Origin of the sequence: Couchioplanes caeruleus, from assembly GCF_003751945.1 — a bacterium.
Classification (GTDB): Bacteria; Actinomycetota; Actinomycetes; order Mycobacteriales; family Micromonosporaceae; genus Actinoplanes; species Actinoplanes caeruleus.
Map to the genome: position 1 here is coordinate 3,505,579 of NZ_RJKL01000001.1, position 19,654 is coordinate 3,525,232.

Sequence of the window (19,654 nt, forward strand, 5' to 3'; positions counted from 1 at the left end):
CCCAACCTACCCCGCGGGTGGCTCAGAGCAGCAGTCCGACCCCGTCCCGGCGGGGGTCGCCCGCCGCGCCGCCGACCCCCACCGCGGTGACACCGCCGAAGTAGTGGTTGATCTCCGCCCATTCGTGGACCAGCCAGCCCGCCTCGGCCAGCGCCTCCAGCTCGTCGCGGCGGCACCCCGGCTCGGCGTGCACCGTGTCGTCCACGACGTGGAAGCGGGGCCGCGCGATCGCCGCCGGCATGTCCAGCCCGTCGACCAGGACGCCGATCAGCGTGTCGATCAGCGCGGTCCGGATGCGCGACGCCCCGGCCGACCCGATCGCCACGGCCAGCGCGCCGGAGGAGTCGATGACCACGAGCGGGCACATGTTGGACGACATCCGGCGCCCGGGAGCCAGGTCGGCGGTGATCAGCTCGCCCTCGCCGAGCATGGAATTGAGATTGATGCCGAGCCCGGGAAGCCAGACCGCCGCGCCGAGGCCCAGCGTCGTCGTGATCACGCAGGCGTTGCCCTCGGCGTCCACCACCGAGACGTTGGTGGTGTCGCCGATCTTCTGCCGGCCCCGGTCGCGCAGCGCCGCCGCCAGGGTGACCGCCCGCTCCGGGCGCGGCAGGCAGCCCAGGGACGAAGGCAGCGCCGCGATCGTGTCGACCGTGCGGTTGAGGTCGTGGCGGGCCCGCACCCGGTACGAGCCGAGCGCCGCATGGTCGACCGGCGTCTCCAGCACCCGGTACGCGGCGAGGTCCCGCGGGCCCAGCGCGCCGCCGGCCGCGCGTACGGTGTCGACCATCAGGGCCGCGTACGCGCCGGTGTAGAACAGGGCCGGGCCGTCCGCGGCCAGGGCCTCGAGCGCCGCCGCCAGCCCCGGGTGGAAAAGCCGGTCGCCGCCGCGCAGCAGTTGCCCGCCGGGCGCGTAGATCGCGGCACCGTCGCCGTGCGCGAGGGCGGTCGCGCACGCGGCCAGCGTGCGTGCGTGGGCCGCCGGCATCTCCACCCCCGTGACGGCCAGCTCGTAGGCGGGCGCCAGGAGCGACTCCCACGGCAGGCGACCCCAGCGGCGGTGCACCTCGCCGCAGCCGGCGGGCACGCCGGGCACCGCGACGCTCGCCCCGCCGATGGAGTAGATCTGCGGCACGCCCCCGAAGAACACGTCGACCGCGACCATCGGGCCCGGGCTGCGGTCGCCGTCGGTCCCCGGCACGGAGACGAAGAAGTCGAGGCAGGTCACCTCGCCCGAGGCGGCGTCGAAGTACGTCGCGAAGCCGCCCCCGCCCAGTCCGGTGTAGACGGTCTCGGTGGCACACGTCGCGAACACCGCGGCCACCGCGGCGTCGGCCGCCGTGCCACCGGCCCGCAGGATCCGCAGCCCGGCCGCGGCCGTCGCCGGGTGGCTGGCGGCGACCCCGGCCGCGATGCGCCCCGTCCGTGGGGATGTCTCCATTCGGCGAAGCGTAGGCGAGGTTCAGAGCCCGGGACGACCGTCCGTCCCTCCCCCGGGCAACCATCGCGCCCGCGCCATGTCCACGTGGTCACCCTTCAGGGGTACTCCCTCGCTCAGCAACCGCTGTCGCGCCTCCTGCTCGTGCCCCGGCGGCATCCGGCCGGAGCTGGTCACCACCCGGTGCCAGGGCACGCCGCCACCGTGGCGCGCCATGATCGTCCCCACCTGGCGGGCCGAGTTGCGCCCGGACGCCTCGGCGAGGGCGTCAGCCACCGCGCCGTACGACATGACCCGGCCCTCGGGGATGCTCTCCACGAGCTGCAGCACCTCTTCGACGTACTCCTGCGGTGTCACGATCGCCACGATATGGGATCCGCGTCCGGCTACGCGGGCCTCGGCGAGCAGAATGATGCAGGTGCGCGAAGAGGTGACCGATGCCCGCCGCGTCGTGGTGAAGGTGGGGTCCTCCTCGCTGACCACGGCCGCCGGCGGAATCGACGAGCAGCGCGTCGACGCCCTGGTCGACGTGCTCGGCAGGCATGCCGCCCGGGGCCGGGAGGTCGTGCTGGTCTCCAGCGGCGCGATCGCCGCCGGGCTCGCCCCGCTCAAGCTGCGCCGGCGACCGCGCGACCTCGCCACCCAGCAGGCCGCGGCCTCGGTCGGCCAGGGCATGCTGATCGGACGGTACGCGGCCGGCTTCGCCCGCCACGGGCTGACCGTGGGGCAGGTGCTGCTCACCGTCGACGACGTGACCCGGCGGGCGCACTACCGCAACGCGTACCGGACGCTGCGCAGGCTGCTCGACCTCGGCGCGCTCCCGATCGTCAACGAGAACGACACGGTCGCCACCGACGAGATCCGCTTCGGCGACAACGACCGGCTCGCGGCGCTGGTCGCCGCCCTCGTCCACGCCGACCTGCTCGTGCTGCTCTCCGACGTGGACGCCCTCTACACCGGCGACCCGTCGGATCCGGCCTCCCGGCGTGTCGACACCGTGCGCGACGATGCCGACCTGGCCGGGATCGCCGTCGGCGCCGCCGGCCGGGCCGGCGTCGGCACGGGCGGGATGGTGACCAAGGTCGAGGCCGCCCGGATAGCCACCGGCTTCGGCATCCCGGTGGTGTTGACCGCCGCCCCGCTGGCCGGGCAGGCCCTGGACGGCGACGAGATCGGCACCCTCTTCCACCCGGCCGGCAGCCGGCCCGCCGCCCGGCTGTTCTGGCTGGCGCACGCGACGTCGCCGCGCGGGCGGCTCCACCTCGACCCCGGCGCCGTCGCCGCCGTGGTCGCCCGCCGCAAGTCGCTGCTGCCCGCCGGCATCACCGCGGTGGACGGCTCCTTCTCCGCCGGCGACCCCGTCGACCTGGTCGACGCCGGATCCGGCGCCCCGATCGCCCGCGGGCTGGTGAACTATGACGCCGTCGAGATACCCACCCTGCTCGGACGCTCGACGACGGAGCTGGCGGCGGCCCTCGGGCCGGGATATGAACGAGAGGTCGTGCACCGCGACGACCTGGTCCTTCTCTAGACCTCCCAGGAGTTCACCATGACTGTGCGTCAGCAGGCCGCCGAGGCCCGGGTCGCCGCGATCGACCTCGCGGCCGCCACCCGCGCGGAGAAGGACGCCGCGCTGCTGCTGATGGCGGAACGCCTCGTCGAGCGTACGGACGACATCGTCGCCGCCAATGCGACCGACATCGGCAACGCCCGTACCGGTGGCCAGTCGGAGGCGATGGTCGACCGCCTCACCCTGACGCCGGAGCGGGTCGCGGCGATGGCCGACGGCCTGCGCCAGCTCGCCGCCCTGCCCGACCCGGTCGGCGACGTGGTGCGCGGCTCGACCCTGGCCAACGGCCTGGAGCTGCGCCAGGTCCGGGTGCCCTTCGGCGTCGTCGGCGTCATCTACGAGGGCCGCCCCAACGTGACGGCGGACGCCGCCGGGATCTGCCTGAAGTCGGGCAACGCGGCACTGCTGCGCGGCTCGGGATCGGCGAAGAGCTCCAACGCGGCGATCGTCTCGGTGCTGCGCAAGGCGGTCGCGGACGCGGGCCTGCCGGCCAACGCCATCCAGCTCCTGGACGCGACGACCCGCGACTCCGTGAAGGAGCTGATGCGCGCCCGCGGCCTGGTCGACGTCCTCATCCCCCGCGGCGGCGCATCCCTGATCAAGACGGTCGTCGAGGAGTCCACCGTCCCGGTGATCGAGACCGGCGTGGGCAACTGCCACGTGTATGTGGACGAGGCCGCCGACCTGGAGAAGGCCCTCGGCGTGGTGCTGAACTCGAAGACCCAGCGCCTCTCGACCTGCAACACGGCCGAGTCGCTGCTGGTCCACTCGGCGCTGACCGAATCCTTCCTGCCCCTGGTCGTCGAGGAACTGATCAACGCCGGCGTCACCATCCACGGCGACCCCCGGGTGGCGTCCTTCGACGGCGTGGTGCCGGCGACCGAGGAGGACTGGGGCAAGGAATACCTGTCGGCCGACATCTCGGTCGCGGTGGTCGACTCCCTCGACGACGCTCTCGACCACATCCGCCGCTACGGAAGCGGTCACACGGAAGCGATCGTCAGCGAGAGCACGACGGCGGTCCGCCGCTTCGCGGCCCGGGTGGACGCCGCGGCGGTGATGATCAACGCGTCGACGCGCTTCACGGACGGCGGCGAGTTCGGCTTCGGGGCCGAGATCGGCATCAGCACCCAGAAGCTGCACGCCCGCGGCCCGATGGGTCTGCCGGAGTTGACCTCCACGAAGTACGTCGTCACCGGCAACGGCCACACCCGCTGAGCCCGGGCTCGCCGCGATTCAGTCGCGGCGAGCCGGGTACACCACGCCGTCGAGGCGGTCGTCGTCGAACGCCGCCCAGTGGGTCAGGTGGCCGTCGTACGGGCCGACCTTGGTCACCGTGGCGCCGTCACGGAACACGATCTGGAGGCCATGTTCGGGTTCCCAGGCACACTCGCACTCGATCGAGACGTAGACATGGCGGTCGCCGGAGAAATGTCGGGCGATCGTCGGTTCGGCTCCGAGACGGACATGGTCGAGAACGCGTTCGGGGCCGGCGATGTCGACGAGCCACTCGTCGTCGCCCGCCGCGAGGAGTTGGTCCGTGATGTCGCGGTAGTAGGCGTAGATGAACGGTGAAGCGGCCTCCAGCGCCCCTCGGTCGAGCGCGAGGAAGGTGCGGATCGCGACATGGAAGTCCTCCGGCGCAGGATCGTCGTCGTAACCCTCGACGATGAACCGGCACGCTGCGCCGCCCAGCACCGGTACCGGCACCGGCGCACTGCGATACCCGTCGAAGTCGGGATCCATGACGAGCACACCGAGACCGGGAATCCGCACGTCCTCACCGTACAAGCCGTCAGCGGCAGGCGCGGATGGCGGTGAGAGTGGTGTTGACGTCGAAGGCCGGCCCCTCGTCGCTGTCCCAGCCGCCGTCCGTGCGTTGCGTCTCGCTCAGGCGTTTGCGGGCCGTACGCAGCAGCCAGTCGTCGCCGAGGTTGACCCGGCGCAGCGCCGCCGCCAGATTTGCCACGTGTGCCGGGGACATGTCGTCGAGGCGGTCGCCGAGCACGATCTGGACCCGGGCCGACTCGTAGAAGAACTGCTGATCGTGCAGGAGTCCGGCGGCGTGCCAGCCGGTCGCCAGGAAGGACGGCCAGGTGCCGTCCGGGCGCAGTTGCCCGACGACGAAGCGGGCTGCGGCCGCGAGGTGGTTCCCGTAGCGGGCCGGTTCCTCGTGGCGGGGGTGGGCCTCGACCTCGGCGACGGTCATCCAGAAGCCGGCGACCGCGGTCAGGTAGAGCGTCGCCTCCGGGTCGCCCGGCATCGCCCAGGGCGGCGCCTCCGGTGCCAGCGACCGGTCCTCCTGCCAGGTGCCGTCGCCGCGCTGGACGCTGGCCAGCCAGGTCAGCGCCCGCTCGGCCGCGGGGTCCCGGAGGCCGCCCAGGTCGTCGATCTCGGCGAGCCGAAAGCAGGTCGCGTCCACCGAGGGCACCGTGCCGTCCGCGCCGGCCGGCCAGCCACCCAGAACGGTCTGGCCGTTCTCGATGCGCAGCGGCACGCCGGGCGGCGGCCGGTTGCCGGTCCGCAGGTACGACAGCCTCGCCCGTTCGACCGGGTCACCGTGGGCGACGACGTATCCGATCGCGGCATCAATATCGACCACGGTCGTTGAGGCTACCGCGGTCGCCCACCGGCGGGACAGGGTGAGCGACCGCGCGATCACGCTCAGTACGACGGCAGCGACGGGTCGACCGTGTTGACCCACGACACGATGCCGCCCTGGACGTGCACGGCGTCCTTGAAGCCGGCCGCCTTGATCGCGGCGAGCGCCTCCGCCGAGCGCACGCCGGACTTGCAGTGCAGGACGATCTGGCGGTCCTGCGGGAAGCGGGACAGGGCGTCGCCGGAGAGGATCTCGCCCTTGGGGATCAGCGTCGCACCCGGGATCGAGACGATCTCGTACTCGGCCGGCTCGCGGACGTCGACCAGGAAGATGTTCTTGCCCGAGTCCTGCAGCTCCTTGAGCTCGCGGGCGGTGATCGTCGCGTCGAGCGTCGCCTCCTGCGCCTCGGCGGAGACCGCGCCGCAGAAGTCCTCGTAGTCCTCGAGCAGGTCGGTGACCGTCGGGTTCGCACCGCAGAGCGCGCAGTCCGGGTCCTTGCGCACCTTGATCTTGCGGTATTCCATCTCCAGGGCGTCGTAGACCATCAGCCTGCCGACCAGCGGCTCGCCGATGCCGGTGATCAGCTTGATCGCCTCGTTGACCTGGATGGAACCGATCGACGCGCAGAGCACGCCGAGCACGCCACCCTCGGCGCAGGAGGGGACCATGCCGGGCGGCGGCGGCTCCGGGTAGAGGCAGCGGTAGCAGGGACCGTGCTCCTCCCAGAAGACCGAGGCCTGGCCGTCGAAGCGGTAGATCGAGCCCCAGACGTACGGCTTGCCGAGCAGCACCGCGGCGTCGTTGACCATGTAGCGGGTCGCGAAGTTGTCGGTGCCGTCGACGATGAGGTCGTAGCCGCTGAAGATCTCCTTGACGTTGTCCCGGTCCAGCGCGGTGTTGTGGATGACCACGTTGATCAGGGGGTTGATCTCGCGGATGCTCGCCGCGGCGGACTCGGCCTTGGGCCGGTCGACGTCGGACACGCCGTGGATGATCTGGCGCTGCAGGTTGGACTCGTCGACGGTGTCGAAGTCGACGATGCCGAGCGTGCCCACCCCGGCCGCGGCCAGGTAGAGCAGGGCCGGCGAGCCCAGGCCGCCGGCGCCGACCACGAGCACCTTGGCGTTCTTGAGCCGCTTCTGCCCGTCCATCCCCACGTCCGGGATGATCAGATGACGGGAATAGCGGCGGATCTCATCGACGGACAGCTCGGCGGCCGGTTCGACGAGCGGGGGCAGGGACACGGTGAACTCCCCGGGTTGGCGGTAAGGTGCGCCACCATTCTTGCTCGCGGATCGCCGCCGCGGACATGACGAGGAACACCGGCCCGGCATGCGGGACGGGGAATCAATCGTCAGGGGACGGGGTTGCCGGCGTACCGCCGCCCGTCGAGATAGGGCCACGGGTTCGCGACGCAGCCCTGGAGACCGTACGTCTGCTGCATCATGACCGGCGCGGGCCGTCCCTTGCCGGTGCAGGTTTCGTGGCCGTGGCCGAGCTGGTGGCCCACCTCGTGGTTGATCGCGTACGCCCGGTAGACCTCGACCGGCGCGCCGTAGCCCGGCACGGCGTCGCGCCACCGGTCCAGGTTCATGACGACCCGGCCGGGCAGGCGGCACGACGTGTACCCCTCGGTGTCGAGCCCGCCCTTCGCGCACATCTTCTCGGACCTTTCCGCCGAGGCCAGGAAGATGGTGAACTCCGCGTCCTCCGACGCCGGCACCCGCTGCAACCGGAACTGACGACCTCCGACCCAGCTCCTCCGGTCGCCGAGGATCCGCTCCACCTCGGCGGCGAAGTCGTCACCCCGGGCCGCCCCGAAGCTCTCCTCCACGGCGACCCGGAACCGCCGCAGCGTACCGGCGTCGCCGAGCACGGGCCCGCGCCCGGCGACGATGAGAAACCCGTCGGTGGTCACGGTCTGCTCCACAGGTTTTCCGGGTACGGGCCGAGCGACCCTCATCGGGCTCCCGACCGGCGCTACCCCGGGCGCGGCCGCCTCCCCGCCGTCCTGGTCCCGGATGAGCTGGCCGACGACGAGGAAGACGGCGGCCAGCGCGAGGATGGCCGCCGCCGTGGCGCGGCGCCGCCGCCGGTACAGCCGCGCGGCGGGGGCGGCGCGGACCGCCAGGCGCGCCTCGACGTCGGCCCGGCCCGCCGCGTACGCGTCGGCGGCGGCTCGCGAGGTGATCGTCGTAGCCGCCCGGATGACCGGAACACCGGCGGGACTCTTCGTCGCCCTTGCCATGACATATGCCAGCCTGCCAGAGGCGAGGGCGCGTCACAGCCGTTCGGCGAGACGTCAGACGTCGTCGAGCAGTCCGACGATTCCCCGGGCGACCAGCCGTGGCACCTCCATCTGCGCGACGTGCCCCACGCCGGGCAGAATCAGCAGCCGGCTGTCCGGGATCACCTTCGCGACCTGCGCGGGCACCCGGGGGTCGACCAGCCCGTCCTTGAGACCACCGATGACCAGCGTCGGCGCGGCGATGCGGGCGGCCAGGCGCCACTGCGAGTTCATCCCCGGCAGGTACGCCCGCAGGAAGCTCGACACCAGTCCGCGCAGCGTGCCCAGATACGCCTGCGGGTAGTGCGCGACCGTGTACCGGAGCTTGATCTCCTCGATCGCCTCGGCCCGGCGCTGGGCGCTGACCTTGGCGGTGTCGCCGAAGCAGGCGAGCAGCACCTGCTCGGCCATCTCCTCGGCGGTCAGCCGGGCCATACCCCAGGCGAGGATCCGGTCGGCGCGGGGCAGGGCGAGCAGCGGCAGGACGGGCCCCTGCGCCGTACGCCGCGGGTCCAGGAACGGCATCGCCGGGCTGATCAGGGTGAGGGTCCGGACGAGGTCGGGACGCAGGGCGGCGACGCGTACGCAGATCGACCCGCCCAGCGAGTTGCCGACCAGATGGACCGGGCCGCGACCGGCGTGCTCGAGACAGCCGACGAGCCGGTCGGCGAAGGCGGCGATGGAGTAGCGCCGGCTCGGATCGCTGTAGCCGAAGCCGGGCAGGTCGACGGCCTGACCGTCGAAGCGACCGGCGAGCAGCGCGGCGAGGTCGGTGAAGTTCTGCGACGAGCCGCCCAGTCCGTGCACGTAGACGGCCGGCTCGGCGCCGGGTGCCGTCGCGGGCGTATCCCGCACGTGCAGCATCGTCCCGTCGATCGTGAGTCGGCGGGCCGGCCACGGCGAGGGCAGGAGGCCCTCCGGTGGCAAGGCGTCGTCCGCCGCGAGTTGTGCGCCCTTCATCAGGACAAGAGTGCCTCGAGCCGCCGGTTGACGGCCGCGAGCGTGGCGCGCACCATCGCGTGCCGGTCGTCGCCGGTCACGACGGCCGAGCCGGCGAGCTGCTCCACCCAGCCGTCGGTGGCCAGCAGGACGACGACCACGGCGACCTGCGCCGACCCGAACGGTACGGCCGCCGCGTGCTCGACGAAGCACTTCGCCGGCCCGTCCGCGTGGTCGGAGTGGGCGAGCAGCTCGTCCACCGCGTGCGCTGTCGCCATGGCGCAGAGCCGCAGCAGGTAGCCGTCGATCGCGGGGCCGGTGGCCTCGCCTGCCGCGGTCTGGCCGTCGGCCATGAGGACCACCCGCACGGTGGCCTCGGTGCCGAACGTGCCGACCTCGACCTTCTCGATCATCACGCGGGGGCCGGGGCGCTCTCCGGGGTCGAGCAGCGGGCGCGGCGGGGCGGTGTCCGAGCCCGCGGGAACGCTTGTGGGAACACCCGTGGGAAGGTTCGTGGGTACGCCCGGCGGGAGGTGTTCGGCCTTGGGCTCGGCCGGCGTGGACGGCGCGAGCCGGCCGGCCGGGTTGGGCTGGGAGGGCACGAACGGCACGGGCGGCGCCGGGAAGTCCGCGGCGGGTGGCGCGGATGCCGGGCCGGAGACCGGCGGCACCGGCCGGGCCATCGGCGGCGCGGACCGCGGAGCGGGCGACGGGCGGTCGGTCGGTGCCGGCTCTCCCGCAGGCGACGCCGAAGGACCGCCGAGCGGTCCCGACGGGCCCGCGAGGGGCGTCGACGGGCCGCCGAGCGGCGCCGGTGGCCCGAGGGGGGCCGGGGGCGCCGAGCGCGGCGCGGTCGGCGGCGCCTGGGTGGGCACGGGCGGCGCGCCGAGCGGGGAGGCACCCTGCATGGCGGCGTCCAGGCCCATCCGGTCCTGCAGAAGCCGGGCGACCTGGCGGCTCACCTCGGCCGGGTCGGCGCCCTCGGACAGGTCCAGCCGCAGGCTGTGCGCGCCGGCCGGGGTGGTGCGCAACGCCGCGTCGCGGACCCCGCCGACCTCGCGGACCGCCTCCAGGATCGCGTTGACGTCGAAGCCCTCCTGACGCTCCTGCGACGACAGCACGTCACCGCGACGCAGATGCGTCGCGATGCGGGCCAGCGCGGGGGTCTCGGCCGAGGGCTCCACGGACGGCGGCTCCGGGACGGTGGGCACGTCCGGCTGGGCCGGGACGCGCTGGGGCAGAGCGGAGTACGACGCCGCTCCCGCACCGCCGGGATCGCCGGCCGGCCGGGCCGGATACGCCGGTTGGGGGGACTGGTAGGGCAACCGGCGCGGAAAACTGGAGGGATCGTACGACGACCGGGCCGTCCCTTGATCACCGGAGCTTCCCGCCTCGCCGGCGTCCTGCTCCACCCGGCTCGACCCCTCCGCGGGCGTCGACAGGGCGTGCCGCGCCGACTCCCGCTCGGCGCGGCGATTGAACGCGGGGCGCGCGTCGTCCAGGTCGCCCTCGTACGGGTACGGCGGGGCGCTGGCCGGCAGGGTGGGCGGGCCGCCGCGCAGCTCGATCCCCTGACCGTTCGAGCGCAACAGCTCGGCCTCCTGACCGTTCGATCGCCGCAGCCCGGCCTCGTGGCCGCCGGGACGCCGCAGCCCGGCCTCCTGGCCGCTCGGGCGTGGCAGCCCGGCCTCCTGGCCGCTCGGGCGTGGCAGCCCGGCCTCCTGGCCGCTCGGGCGTGGCAGCCCGGCCTCCTGGCCGCTCGGGCGCCGCAGCTCGGACTCGTGGCCGCCGGGACGTCGCAGCTCGGACTCCTGGCCGCTCGGGCGCCGCAGCTCCGCTCCCTGGCCGTTGGGGCGCCGGAGCTCGGTCTGCTGGCCGTTCGGGCGGAGCAGCTCGGGCGAGAGCGGATCCGGGCGCGGGTGCGGGTCGGCGGCCCGGGGTGGCTGGTTCTGCCGGGGGTCGATGCCGTTCGACGACGGGTGGGAGACCAGGTCCTGATAGCGCCCCCGGCCGTCCGGCCAACGCGGCGTACCGCCCTCGGCCCGGGACGGGTCACCGGCCGGCTGCGGCGCGGCGGGCGGCGCGGAGGAGGGCTGCGCGGGTTGGAACGAGGGCGGAGGCGGCGCAGCGGCGAACGGCCGGATGTCACCCGGCGGAGGGTCAGTCGGAAGGGGTCGCGGATCGCGGGGGCGGACCTCCGCGCCGGGCCGCCGCCAGGCCGGGACCTCGGCCTCCGGATCGAGGGCGGCGCCGGCATTCGACCACGGGCTCTCCCTCGCGACCCAGCCGTTCAACAGGGTGCGGTCACGCGACTCGGCTCCGGAACCGCCGTCCGCGGTACCAGCGTCACCGGAATGCCCTGTTTCGTCCACCACGCGCTCCTCGCTTGCCCACCGCTGAGGCTACCGTGTGGTTGCAGTAGCGATAAGTTGCAGCGTCGCGACAATTGCCCGCCCGGAATGCGACAGACGACGAACCGGGCAATCCGCGTCCCCACGCGCGGTGGAACGAGCTCGGAGGTTTGGAGAAGATGACCGCTGCGTCCGGCGGGGCTCAGACGGCAGGGCGCCCCACGCGCCTGCCGCGCTCTGCGCGCCGCAAGCAACTGCTCGCTGCCGCGCAGGAGATCTTCGTGGCCCAGGGCTATCACGCCGCCGCCATGGACGAGATCGCCGAGCGGGCCGGCGTGTCCAAGCCCGTGCTCTACCAGCACTTCCCCGGCAAGCTCGAACTCTATCTCGCACTGCTGGACACCCACTGCGACGCGATCATCGCCAAGGTACGCGGCGCCATGCTCGCCACGCCTGACAACAAGGAGCGGGTCAAGGGCGCCGTACGGGCGTACTTCGACTTCATGGACCACGAGAGCGAGGCCTTCCGGCTCGTCTTCGAGTCCGACCTGCGCAACGACCCCCAGGTGCGGGAGCGGGCCGAGCGCGTCGAGCAGGGGTGCATCGCCGCCATCACGGACACGGTCGTCAAGGACACCGGCCTGACCGAGGCGAAGGCCCAGCTGCTCGCCGCCGGCCTGGTCGGCGTCTCCGGCCAGGCCGCCCAGTACTGGCTCGCGACCGGCCGCCAGGTCGACAAGGAAGAGGCGGAAGCCCTGGTCGCGGCCCTCGTCTGGCGGGGCATCGCGAGCTTCCCCTTGCAGGGTGAGTCATCGGCCGGAACAACTGCGGAAATCGGATAGCCTTCAGGGCGGAAGACTGCTGAGAGGGAGGGACCCCGTGGAGGTCAAGATCGGCGTGCAGTACGCCGCGCGCGAGCTCGTGCTGGAGAGCGCGCAGACGCCGGCCGAGGTCGAGCAGGCCGTGACCGAGGCGATGGCCAAGGACAGCGTCCTGACCCTGACCGATGAGAAGGGCCGCAAGGTGATCGTCCCGATCGCCAAGGTGGCCTACGTGGAGATCGCCGAGAGCAGCACCCGCCCGTTCGGCTTCACCACCCGCTGACGTACGACCGGGCAGCGCCGTGATCAGGGGGTCCGCCGGGCCCCCTGACGCGTCTTCACCGTGGCCCTCACGTTCGGCCTGAGGTGCGAAATCTCTCCGTCAGGTAGACTTGCCACGTCGCCGCCGACGTCGATCCATTCGGCCGGTTCCACCCGGCCTGATCGACCCGGCCGATCGAGCAGCCTGATCGACCTGGCCGGTTCCGCCCGGCCCGGGTCGGACCCGGGCCGGCTCGACCCGGCCGGTATCGCCGCGGCGACGCGCGTGCGGCCCGCGAGCTTTCTCGCGTGTGGCCCGCGCCCTACCCAGACGCGCCCAGGACTTCGACGGGCGCACCACGAGAGGCACCCGTAGAACTCCATGACCGACATCCCGAACACCGACACCGCACCGACCCTGGAAGACGACACCGAACCCGCCCTGGTGATCGACACCGAACCGGCCCTGGTTCCGGCCCTGACCCGCGCCCCCGTGCGCGCCGACAGCCCCACGTTCGCCGAGCTCGGCGTGCGCGCGGAGACCGTGGAGGCGCTGGCCGCCGCGGGCATCACCCGGGCCTTCGCGATCCAGGAGTACGCCCTGCCGATCGCCCTGCGCGGCACCGACCTCATCGGCCAGGCGCCGACCGGCACCGGCAAGACCCTCGGCTTCGGCCTGCCCATCCTGGAGCGCGTGACCGCCCCGTCGGAGGGCGCCGACGGCAGCCCGCAGGCGCTGATCGTCGTACCCACCCGCGAGCTGGGCCTGCAGGTGGCCCGCGACCTCGCCGCCGCCGGCGCGACCCGCGGCGTCCGGGTGCTGCCCATCTACGGCGGCGTGGCGTACGAGCCGCAGGTGGATCAGCTCAAGAAGGGCGTCGAGATCCTGGTCGGCACCCCCGGCCGCCTGCTCGACCTCGCCAAGCAGAAGCAGCTCAAGCTGACCTCGATCAAGGCGCTGGTGCTGGACGAGGCCGACCGGATGCTCGACCTCGGCTTCCTCGAAGATGTCGAGAAGATCCTCGCCATGCTCCCCGAGCAGCGCCAGACGATGCTCTTCTCGGCCACCATGCCGGATCCGATCGTCGCCCTGTCGCGCCGCTTCCTGAGCCACCCGGTGACCATCCACGCCGGCCACACCTCCGACAGTGGCCCGTCCCCGCTGACCAAGCAGGTCGTCTACCGCACGCACCCGCTCAACAAGGTCGAGATGGTGGCGCGCATCCTGCAGGCCCGTGAGCGCGGCCTCACCATGATCTTCACCCGGACCAAGCGAGCGGCCGACCGGGTCGCCGAGGACCTCGACTTCCGGGGCTTCGCGGTCGCGGCCGTCCACGGTGACCTCGGCCAGGGTGCGCGGGAGCGGGCACTGCGCGCCTTCCGTACGGGAAAGATCGACGTCCTGGTGGCGACCGACGTCGCCGCCCGCGGTCTTGACGTCTCCGGCGTCACGCACGTCATCAACTACGACTGCCCGGAGGACCCGGACACCTACACGCACCGCATCGGCCGCACCGGCCGCGCGGGCGCGACGGGCGTGGCCGTGACCTTCGTGGACTGGGAGGACATGCCCCGCTGGGTGCTCATCGACAAGTCGATGGGGCTCAGCATGCCGCAGCCCCCGGAGACCTACCACACCTCCGCTGCCCTCTACAGCGACCTGGACATCCCGACGGACGTGTCCGGCACGCTGCCGACGGCCGAGCGCAGCCGCGCCGGGCTGTCGGCCGAGGTGGAGGAGGACCTGGGCGGCGGGCGGCGGCGTGGCCGCGAGTCCACCCGCCCGCGCTCCCACAGCCGTTCCCGCGGACGCGACGACGACTCCTCGTCGTCCTCGTCGTCGTCCTCGTCGCGCTCTTCGTCGTCATCCTCCTCGGCGTCCGCCCCGTCGGAGGAAGGGGCCGAGCGGCCACGCCGGCAGCGTCGGCGTCGGCGCGCCGGGGAGCCCGTTTCGGAGACGGACGCGGCGCCCGCTGCCGTTCCCGCCGTCTCGGACGGTGACGCGGCGGCGCCGGCCGAAGCCGCCGCCCGTCCCCGCCGCCGTCGCCGCCGGGGATCCGCCGGCTCCGGCGACGAAGCGGGTGCCGCCGGCTCCGGCGATGCCGCGGGTGCCGCCCCGGAGATGACCGGCGGTTCCGACGCGGGAGTCGGCACCGGAGAGTGAGCCCGCACGCGATCTGAGTGCCTCCGGCACTCGAGCTGACGCGGCAGAGGCGTCCCGCCCCAGGGGGTGGGACGCCTCTTCGCCGTTCAGTGCCGGGGCTCGAGCCCCAGCACGGCACAAGCCTCCTGGTACATGCGGACGGCCTCGCCACGGATCTGCCGGCGTTCGGTGAGCCGCTGCCGGAACGGGATCCGCACCGGCACGGCGATGCCCTGCACCGTGGCCTCGAAGTCCATGCCGTCGGCATCCATCCCGGACATCCGCGCCGCGCTGGCCGCGCCGACGCCGCCGAGACCCCGCACGATGAGCACGTTGTCCTCGGCATGATCGTCGTTCATGTGCCGGGCGATCTGCGCCACCACGTCCGGCGTGAACGTCATCGCCGCGGTTTCCCCGTGCTCGGTCATGCCCAGCGCTCCTTCAGCTCGGCCAGGACGGCGATGTTCAGCCGGTATGCCTCGGAGACCTCGGCCAGCAGGAGCCGCTCCTCCTCCGGCGAGAAGGCGGCCGCGTCGAGCAGCTCGCGGTACCGGCTGCGGAACTCGGGCGGCGACACCCCCTCGAAGACGAAGAACCGGTGGCCCGCGCCGTTTAGCCCGTACGCCTTGGCGATCGCCGGGCCGAGGTACTGCCCGCCGGAAAGATCACCGAGATAGCGGGTGTAGTGGTGCGCGACGAAACCCCACGGCTTGTCGAAGGCGACCTTCCGCAGCCGCGCGCAGTACTCCCGGGTGGCGGGCAGGGCCACGCTCCGCGGGGCGTCCCCCCCGACCCGGGCGAGCTCGGCAAGATCGTCGGTGAGCGCGGGTAGGCGGGTGAGCTCCGGAAAGACGAAGGCTCCGGCGACCGGATCGCCGGCCATCGCCGTTGCCGCCTGCTCCAGGGTCTCGTAGATGTGCCAGTGCTGGGCGGCCAGATCCGCGTACGCCGCCCGCGGCAGGGACCCGGCGGCGAGGCGGTCGAGGAAGCCGCTGCCCTGGGCCTCGTCGTGCTCGGTGCGGGTCCCGGTCCGCAGCCGGACGGACAGTCGTTGCGTGGGAGGGTCGGCCAACGTCATCGCAGCACCTCCATGCCGATAGTTAGGGGAGCCTAACAAAATATGGCCGGTTCGGAGCGCGGCTGTGCTCCCCGGGGCAGGACCGACGGTGCCCGCGGGCAGAATGAGGGGATGCCCATCCCCCTGGACACCGCCCTCGCCGAGGTACGTGAGCTGGTGCTCGGCCCGACGCTGACCCGCGCGGTCGCGGCGGGCCGGCGGCGCGGCTCCACCCCGGCGGTCAGCCGCGCGGAGTTGCGCCCGGTCGCGATCAAGGGAGTCCGGAGGCTGCAGATCGTCACGGACGACGGCAACCGGCCGTACACGCGGAATGTGACGGAAGGCGAGGCGGCGACGGCGGTCGACGCCCTCCTGGCGGAGCCCTTCGGCAACTGGCACGTCGAGACCGAGACGGCCACGGTGCAGGTCCGGATCACGAAGAAGGGCGACGCCCAGGTGCACCGGTCCGGCGCCCCGCAAGCCCGGACGCCCCAGCAGCACGACCGCGCCAAGCAGTGGCTCCTCGACCCGGGCGACCCGCTCTTCGACGTCATCGGCGGCAACGCGGCCAAGCGCCGGCAGGTGGACGCGTTCCTGCGGGCCCTGGCCGCCACGCTGCCCGACGAGCTGCCGTCGCCGCTGCGCGTCGTCGACCTGGGCTGCGGAAATGCCTACCTGACCTTCGCGGCATACCGCTACCTCAGCGACCGTACGCCGGTCCGGGTCGTCGGCGTCGACGTCCGCGAGGACCAACGGGTACGCAATAGCGCCGTCGCCGAGCAATTGGGCTGCGCGGAAGAGGTCCGCTTCGTGGCCGGCACCATCGAGGACGCCGTCGTCGACGAGGCACCGGATCTGGTCCTGGCCCTGCACGCGTGCGACACGGCGACGGACCAGGCGCTGGCCCGGGCGGTGCGCTGGAACGCCCGGTGGGTGCTGGCGGCGCCGTGCTGCCACCACGACATCGCCGCCCAGTTGAAGGGCCGTGCCGCTCCCCCGCCGTACGCGGAGATCACCCGCAACGCGATCCTGCGGGAGCGCTTCTCGGACGTCCTCACCGACTCGCTGCGGTCGTCTCTGCTGCGGCTGCACGGCTACAAGGTGGACGTGGTCGAATTCGTGGACTCCCAGCACACGCCCCGGAATCTGCTGCTGCGAGCCAGGCGCACCGGCGCCACGGCCACAGACGCCCACCGCGACGAGTACGCGACGCTGACCCGGGAATGGGGCGTGACGCCGGCGCTGGAGAAACTCCTGGTCAGTTCACGACAGCGGTGAATGCGGCAGTGTGCACCTTTCCGGCCACCTGGAAGTCGAAGAACATCCGGTAGCGGCCGGGACCCGGCGCGGCCAGCCAGAACTTCACCGCGCCGCCGGTCGGGCCGGCTTCCGGGTGGACATGGACGTAGCCCACGTCGCCCTCCCGGAGGACCACCAGATGACCGTACGCACCCAGGTACGGCTCGAGCGCCGCGGGCTTGCCGTCCGGGCCTCGCACCGACATCAGCAGGGGCTGCGTCGTACCGATCCTCGGCGTACCCGCGTACTGAACGGTGAAGCCGCCGGCGGTCGCCTCGGTGACGGGCGGGGGAAGGCTGACCGGCGCGTAGTTGCCGGCGACCGTGAGGTCGACGCCGAGCGTGGCGGGCGTCTGCTGCCCGCCGACGACCGCGGTGAAATCCGCGATGGCGCGGTAGCTGCCCGGCTCGGCCAGCGTGAGGTCGATGCTCCAGGTGCCGTCCGGCGCCATCGTCGGATGCAGATGCTGGAACCCGGTGAGGTCACGACGCACGACGACGAGATGCAGCGGCTTGTCGTGGACGATCGCGTACGTGGTGATCGGCGCCCCCGCCGCACCGGTGACCCGGAACCTGAACGGCTGCGCCCGACCGGCCGGGAAGAGAACCTTCCCCGGCTGCAGCGTGAGGCCGCTCGCGGTGAGGGCAAGGCCGCCGACGGCCTGCGACGTGACGCCGGACCCGGCGACCTGCGTCACGGTACCGTCGGGATTGTGCAGGTGCGGAGCGGCACCGGTGTCGTCGTGCGGGGTTGTTCCCGCGTCTGCCCCGGTGCCGGCGCCGGGGGTGGTGCCGTGGCCGTGGGCGCCCGCGGTGGCCTGCTGCTGGGTGGGGGCCGGCGCGGACCGCGTACGGTCGACGGAGTTGTTGAGGCGGCCGATCCCGTACCCGGCGAAGAGCACGACCACGACGACGGCACCGAAGGTGGCCAGCTTGAACCCGGCGCCCCGGTCGGAGCGGGGCTCGGCGTTTTCGGCGCGCGGCTCGGCCGTGTCGGCGCGCGGCTCGGCGTTTTCGGCGCGCGGCTCGGCCCCGGCGGAGCGGAGCTCGGCCGTGTCGGCGCGCGGCTTGGCGTCGTCGGGCCGCGGCGCGTCGTCGGACGCGTCAGGCATTGGCTAGCTCGTAACCGGCTTCGTCCACCGCGGCGCGGACGGCGTCGGTCGACAGCGGCTCGGCGCTGGTGACGGTCACGGCGGCGGCGGCGAGGTCGACCTGGACGTCCGTGACGCCGGGGAGCCCGGAGAGTTCGCCGGTCACGGCCTGGACGCAGTGGCCGCAAGTCATGCCGTTGACGGTGTAGGTGGCGGTGACAGCCATGACGGTCTCTCCTCCGTGATGCTGGATTGTTCTTCCTGGCTACGTCTGGCGATGCTGCTCGGCGCGGTCGTCAGGAGCGGACGAGGCGAGCGATCGCGTCGGTGGCTTCCTTGACCTTGAGGCTGGGATCACCGGCCCGGGCGGCGTCGACAACGCAGTGCGCAAGATGATCACCGAGCAGCCCGACGGCGACGGCATGCAGGGCGCTCTTCGCGGCGGAGATCTGCGTCAGAACGTCGATGCAGTACGTGTCCTCGTCGACCATCCGCTGCAAACCGCGGATCTGCCCCTCGATGCGCCGCAACCGGCTGAGCAGCGCGGCCTTGTCGCCCGAGTAGCCGTGCGGCCCCGGGTTCTCGTGGTCGGTGGTCATGCCGTCAGCATACCCCCCTCCCGTATATGACGGCGACCGGGTCACCGCCGCACAATTTCTGATCTTGATACGCCCCGCAGGCGTGGCTTCCCCGCAATCTGCCTCGTTGAGAGCGTTGTGTCGTCTACCGTGATCGCCCGATCCGCCATTGTCGCGCTGCTGTCGGCACTGCTGCTCACGGGCCTCCACACCCCGACCCGCGCCGCCACCAACCCCACCACCACCGCCGCTCTCGCCCTTCGCGAGGACCGCCCCACCGCCGCCGAGTTGGACAAGCACATCGCCACCGCTTCCCGCCGGTTCGAGGTGGTCGTGGAGCAGTACAACAACTCCCGCGAGGACCTCCGCGAGACCCGACGGCGCACGGCACAACTCGGCGCTCAGCTCGGCCCGCTGACCCGCGAACTCGAGCGGAGGCAGACGATCCTGGACGGGCTGATGGCGAACACGTACCAGCGCACCCGCACCGGTCCGACGGTCGCCCTGTTCGGCTCGGACCGGCCCCACGAGTTCGTCGACAAGCTGCTCGTACTCCATCAGCTCGCGTCCGAGGAACAACGGGCGGCCCACGCCCTGCAGGAAGCCCGCGCCAAAGTGGACAGCGCGAGGACGATGCTCGACGCATTCTCCGCACAGCAGCGGCGCCAGCAGATTCAGCTCAACACCCGCAAGGCAACAATCGAGGGCGAGATCGTCGCCCTCAAACACATGCGAGCCGTCGCGTACGGCGGAGGCTCCCGTTACGCCGACCCGGGCGACATCCCGGCGCCCGAGTATGTACCAGGGGTCGCGGGACGGGTGGTCGCCTTCGCCATCAACCAGCTCGGCAAACCGTACCGCTGGGGCGCTGACGGTCCGGGCGCGTACGACTGCTCGGGCCTGACCCTGGCGGCCTGGCGCAGGGCAGGTGTGCACCTACCCCACAACGCGGCCCGCCAGTACGCCTCCACGGCTCACGTGGACAGGAGCGACGTGAGACCGGGCGATCTGGTGTTCTTCTATGGCCCGATCAGCCACGTCGGTCTCTATATAGGAGGCGGGCAGATGATCCATGCCCCGGAGTTCGGCGAGAACGTCCGCGTGTCCAGCATCGACTCCCAACCCATCACAGGCTTCGCTCGCCCGACGTGACGACCGAGCCACACCCGCCCGACGTCACGACCGGGCCACGCCCCACCCAACTCGCGTCATGCGCAC

The 19,654-nt window shown here is 72.6% G+C and carries 20 protein-coding genes; 7 read left to right on the forward strand and 13 right to left on the reverse strand.

Features of this window, described 5'->3' with window-relative positions; genetic code table 11:
• Positions 1-22: 22 nt before the first annotated feature.
• A complete protein-coding gene (locus tag EDD30_RS15610) occupies positions 23-1,441 on the reverse strand; it encodes a gamma-glutamyltransferase (protein WP_123678301.1) in 1,419 nt (472 codons plus the stop codon).
• Between the two features lie 21 nt (positions 1,442-1,462).
• Positions 1,463-1,795 carry an MGMT family protein gene (locus tag EDD30_RS15615; protein ID WP_071804171.1) on the reverse strand — a complete coding sequence of 111 codons (333 nt, stop codon included), beginning with the start codon at positions 1,793-1,795 and terminating at the stop codon, positions 1,463-1,465.
• Positions 1,796-1,856: 61 nt separating this feature from the next.
• On the opposite strand from EDD30_RS15615, the gene proB reads away from it, so the two are divergent.
• On the forward strand, positions 1,857-2,969 hold the full coding sequence (gene proB, locus EDD30_RS15620; RefSeq protein ID WP_211277722.1) for a glutamate 5-kinase: 1,113 nt from the start codon (positions 1,857-1,859) through the stop codon (positions 2,967-2,969).
• An 18-nt stretch (positions 2,970-2,987) separates the two neighbouring features.
• The gene (locus tag EDD30_RS15625; protein ID WP_071804160.1) at positions 2,988-4,226 is read left to right on the forward strand and encodes a glutamate-5-semialdehyde dehydrogenase; all 1,239 of its coding nucleotides are present in this window, start codon (positions 2,988-2,990) and stop codon (positions 4,224-4,226) included.
• 18 nt (positions 4,227-4,244) lie between these two features.
• On the opposite strand, the gene EDD30_RS15630 is transcribed toward EDD30_RS15625, so the two are convergent.
• The 6 genes from EDD30_RS15630 to EDD30_RS15655 all read right to left on the reverse strand — a co-directional run bounded on the left by EDD30_RS15630 (position 4,245) and on the right by EDD30_RS15655 (position 11,211).
• The gene (locus EDD30_RS15630) at positions 4,245-4,784 is read right to left on the reverse strand and encodes a DUF6985 domain-containing protein (protein ID WP_084556223.1); all 540 of its coding nucleotides are present in this window, start codon (positions 4,782-4,784) and stop codon (positions 4,245-4,247) included.
• Positions 4,785-4,803: 19 nt separating this feature from the next.
• Positions 4,804-5,610 (reverse strand): prenyltransferase/squalene oxidase repeat-containing protein, encoded by an 807-nt coding sequence (locus EDD30_RS15635; protein WP_071804167.1) that lies wholly within the window; start codon positions 5,608-5,610, stop codon positions 4,804-4,806.
• A gap of 62 nt (positions 5,611-5,672) precedes the next feature.
• Entirely contained in the window at positions 5,673-6,854 is a 1,182-nt protein-coding gene (moeZ, locus tag EDD30_RS15640) for an adenylyltransferase/sulfurtransferase MoeZ (protein ID WP_071804158.1), read from the reverse strand.
• 110 nt (positions 6,855-6,964) lie between these two features.
• Positions 6,965-7,858, reverse strand: a complete 894-nt coding sequence (locus EDD30_RS15645; RefSeq protein WP_244945255.1) for a DUF3152 domain-containing protein — start codon at positions 7,856-7,858, stop codon at positions 6,965-6,967.
• Between the two features lie 54 nt (positions 7,859-7,912).
• On the reverse strand, positions 7,913-8,857 hold the full coding sequence (locus tag EDD30_RS15650) for an alpha/beta fold hydrolase (protein WP_071808244.1): 945 nt from the start codon (positions 8,855-8,857) through the stop codon (positions 7,913-7,915).
• Entirely contained in the window at positions 8,857-11,211 is a 2,355-nt protein-coding gene (locus EDD30_RS15655) for a Daple (RefSeq protein WP_148088138.1), read from the reverse strand. Before EDD30_RS15655 ends, EDD30_RS15650 begins: the two co-directional genes overlap by 1 nt.
• 155 nt (positions 11,212-11,366) lie before the next feature.
• Between EDD30_RS15655 and EDD30_RS15660 the strand changes: the two genes are divergently transcribed.
• The 3 genes from EDD30_RS15660 to EDD30_RS15670 all read left to right on the forward strand — a co-directional run bounded on the left by EDD30_RS15660 (position 11,367) and on the right by EDD30_RS15670 (position 14,433).
• A complete protein-coding gene (locus EDD30_RS15660) occupies positions 11,367-12,029 on the forward strand; it encodes a TetR/AcrR family transcriptional regulator (RefSeq protein ID WP_071807987.1) in 663 nt (220 codons plus the stop codon).
• A gap of 37 nt (positions 12,030-12,066) precedes the next feature.
• Positions 12,067-12,291, forward strand: coding sequence for a DUF3107 domain-containing protein (locus EDD30_RS15665; protein WP_071807984.1), 225 nt, complete (start codon positions 12,067-12,069; stop codon positions 12,289-12,291).
• Between the two features lie 423 nt (positions 12,292-12,714).
• Positions 12,715-14,433 (forward strand): DEAD/DEAH box helicase, encoded by a 1,719-nt coding sequence (locus tag EDD30_RS15670; RefSeq protein ID WP_244945603.1) that lies wholly within the window; start codon positions 12,715-12,717, stop codon positions 14,431-14,433.
• 86 nt (positions 14,434-14,519) lie between these two features.
• Here EDD30_RS15670 and EDD30_RS15675 read toward each other — a convergent pair whose 3' ends face one another.
• Both EDD30_RS15675 and EDD30_RS15680 read right to left on the reverse strand, forming a co-directional pair.
• The gene (locus EDD30_RS15675) at positions 14,520-14,840 is read right to left on the reverse strand and encodes a DUF2470 domain-containing protein (RefSeq protein ID WP_244945256.1); all 321 of its coding nucleotides are present in this window, start codon (positions 14,838-14,840) and stop codon (positions 14,520-14,522) included.
• Positions 14,837-15,490 carry a biliverdin-producing heme oxygenase gene (locus tag EDD30_RS15680; RefSeq protein WP_071807988.1) on the reverse strand — a complete coding sequence of 218 codons (654 nt, stop codon included), beginning with the start codon at positions 15,488-15,490 and terminating at the stop codon, positions 14,837-14,839. The genes EDD30_RS15675 and EDD30_RS15680 overlap by 4 nt, the downstream gene beginning before the upstream one ends.
• A 111-nt stretch (positions 15,491-15,601) precedes the next feature.
• Here EDD30_RS15680 and EDD30_RS15685 point away from each other — a divergent pair, with 111 nt between their 5' ends.
• Positions 15,602-16,747: a class I SAM-dependent methyltransferase gene (locus EDD30_RS15685; protein WP_071807989.1), complete on the forward strand. Its 1,146-nt coding sequence runs from the start codon at positions 15,602-15,604 to the stop codon at positions 16,745-16,747.
• Here EDD30_RS15685 and EDD30_RS15690 read toward each other — a convergent pair.
• The 3 genes from EDD30_RS15690 to EDD30_RS15700 form a co-directional block, all read right to left on the reverse strand.
• Positions 16,728-17,879: a hypothetical protein gene (locus EDD30_RS15690; RefSeq protein ID WP_244945257.1), complete on the reverse strand. Its 1,152-nt coding sequence runs from the start codon at positions 17,877-17,879 to the stop codon at positions 16,728-16,730. The two genes, EDD30_RS15685 and EDD30_RS15690, sit on opposite strands and share 20 nt — an antisense overlap.
• Positions 17,872-18,084, reverse strand: a complete 213-nt coding sequence (locus EDD30_RS15695) for a heavy-metal-associated domain-containing protein (protein WP_071807990.1) — start codon at positions 18,082-18,084, stop codon at positions 17,872-17,874. Before EDD30_RS15695 ends, EDD30_RS15690 begins: the two co-directional genes overlap by 8 nt.
• 70 nt (positions 18,085-18,154) lie before the next feature.
• Positions 18,155-18,457 carry a metal-sensitive transcriptional regulator gene (locus EDD30_RS15700; protein WP_071807991.1) on the reverse strand — a complete coding sequence of 101 codons (303 nt, stop codon included), beginning with the start codon at positions 18,455-18,457 and terminating at the stop codon, positions 18,155-18,157.
• A 129-nt stretch (positions 18,458-18,586) separates the two neighbouring features.
• On the opposite strand from EDD30_RS15700, the gene EDD30_RS41475 reads away from it, so the two are divergent.
• A complete protein-coding gene (locus EDD30_RS41475; RefSeq protein WP_071807992.1) occupies positions 18,587-19,588 on the forward strand; it encodes a C40 family peptidase in 1,002 nt (333 codons plus the stop codon).
• Positions 19,589-19,654: the final 66 nt, after the last annotated feature.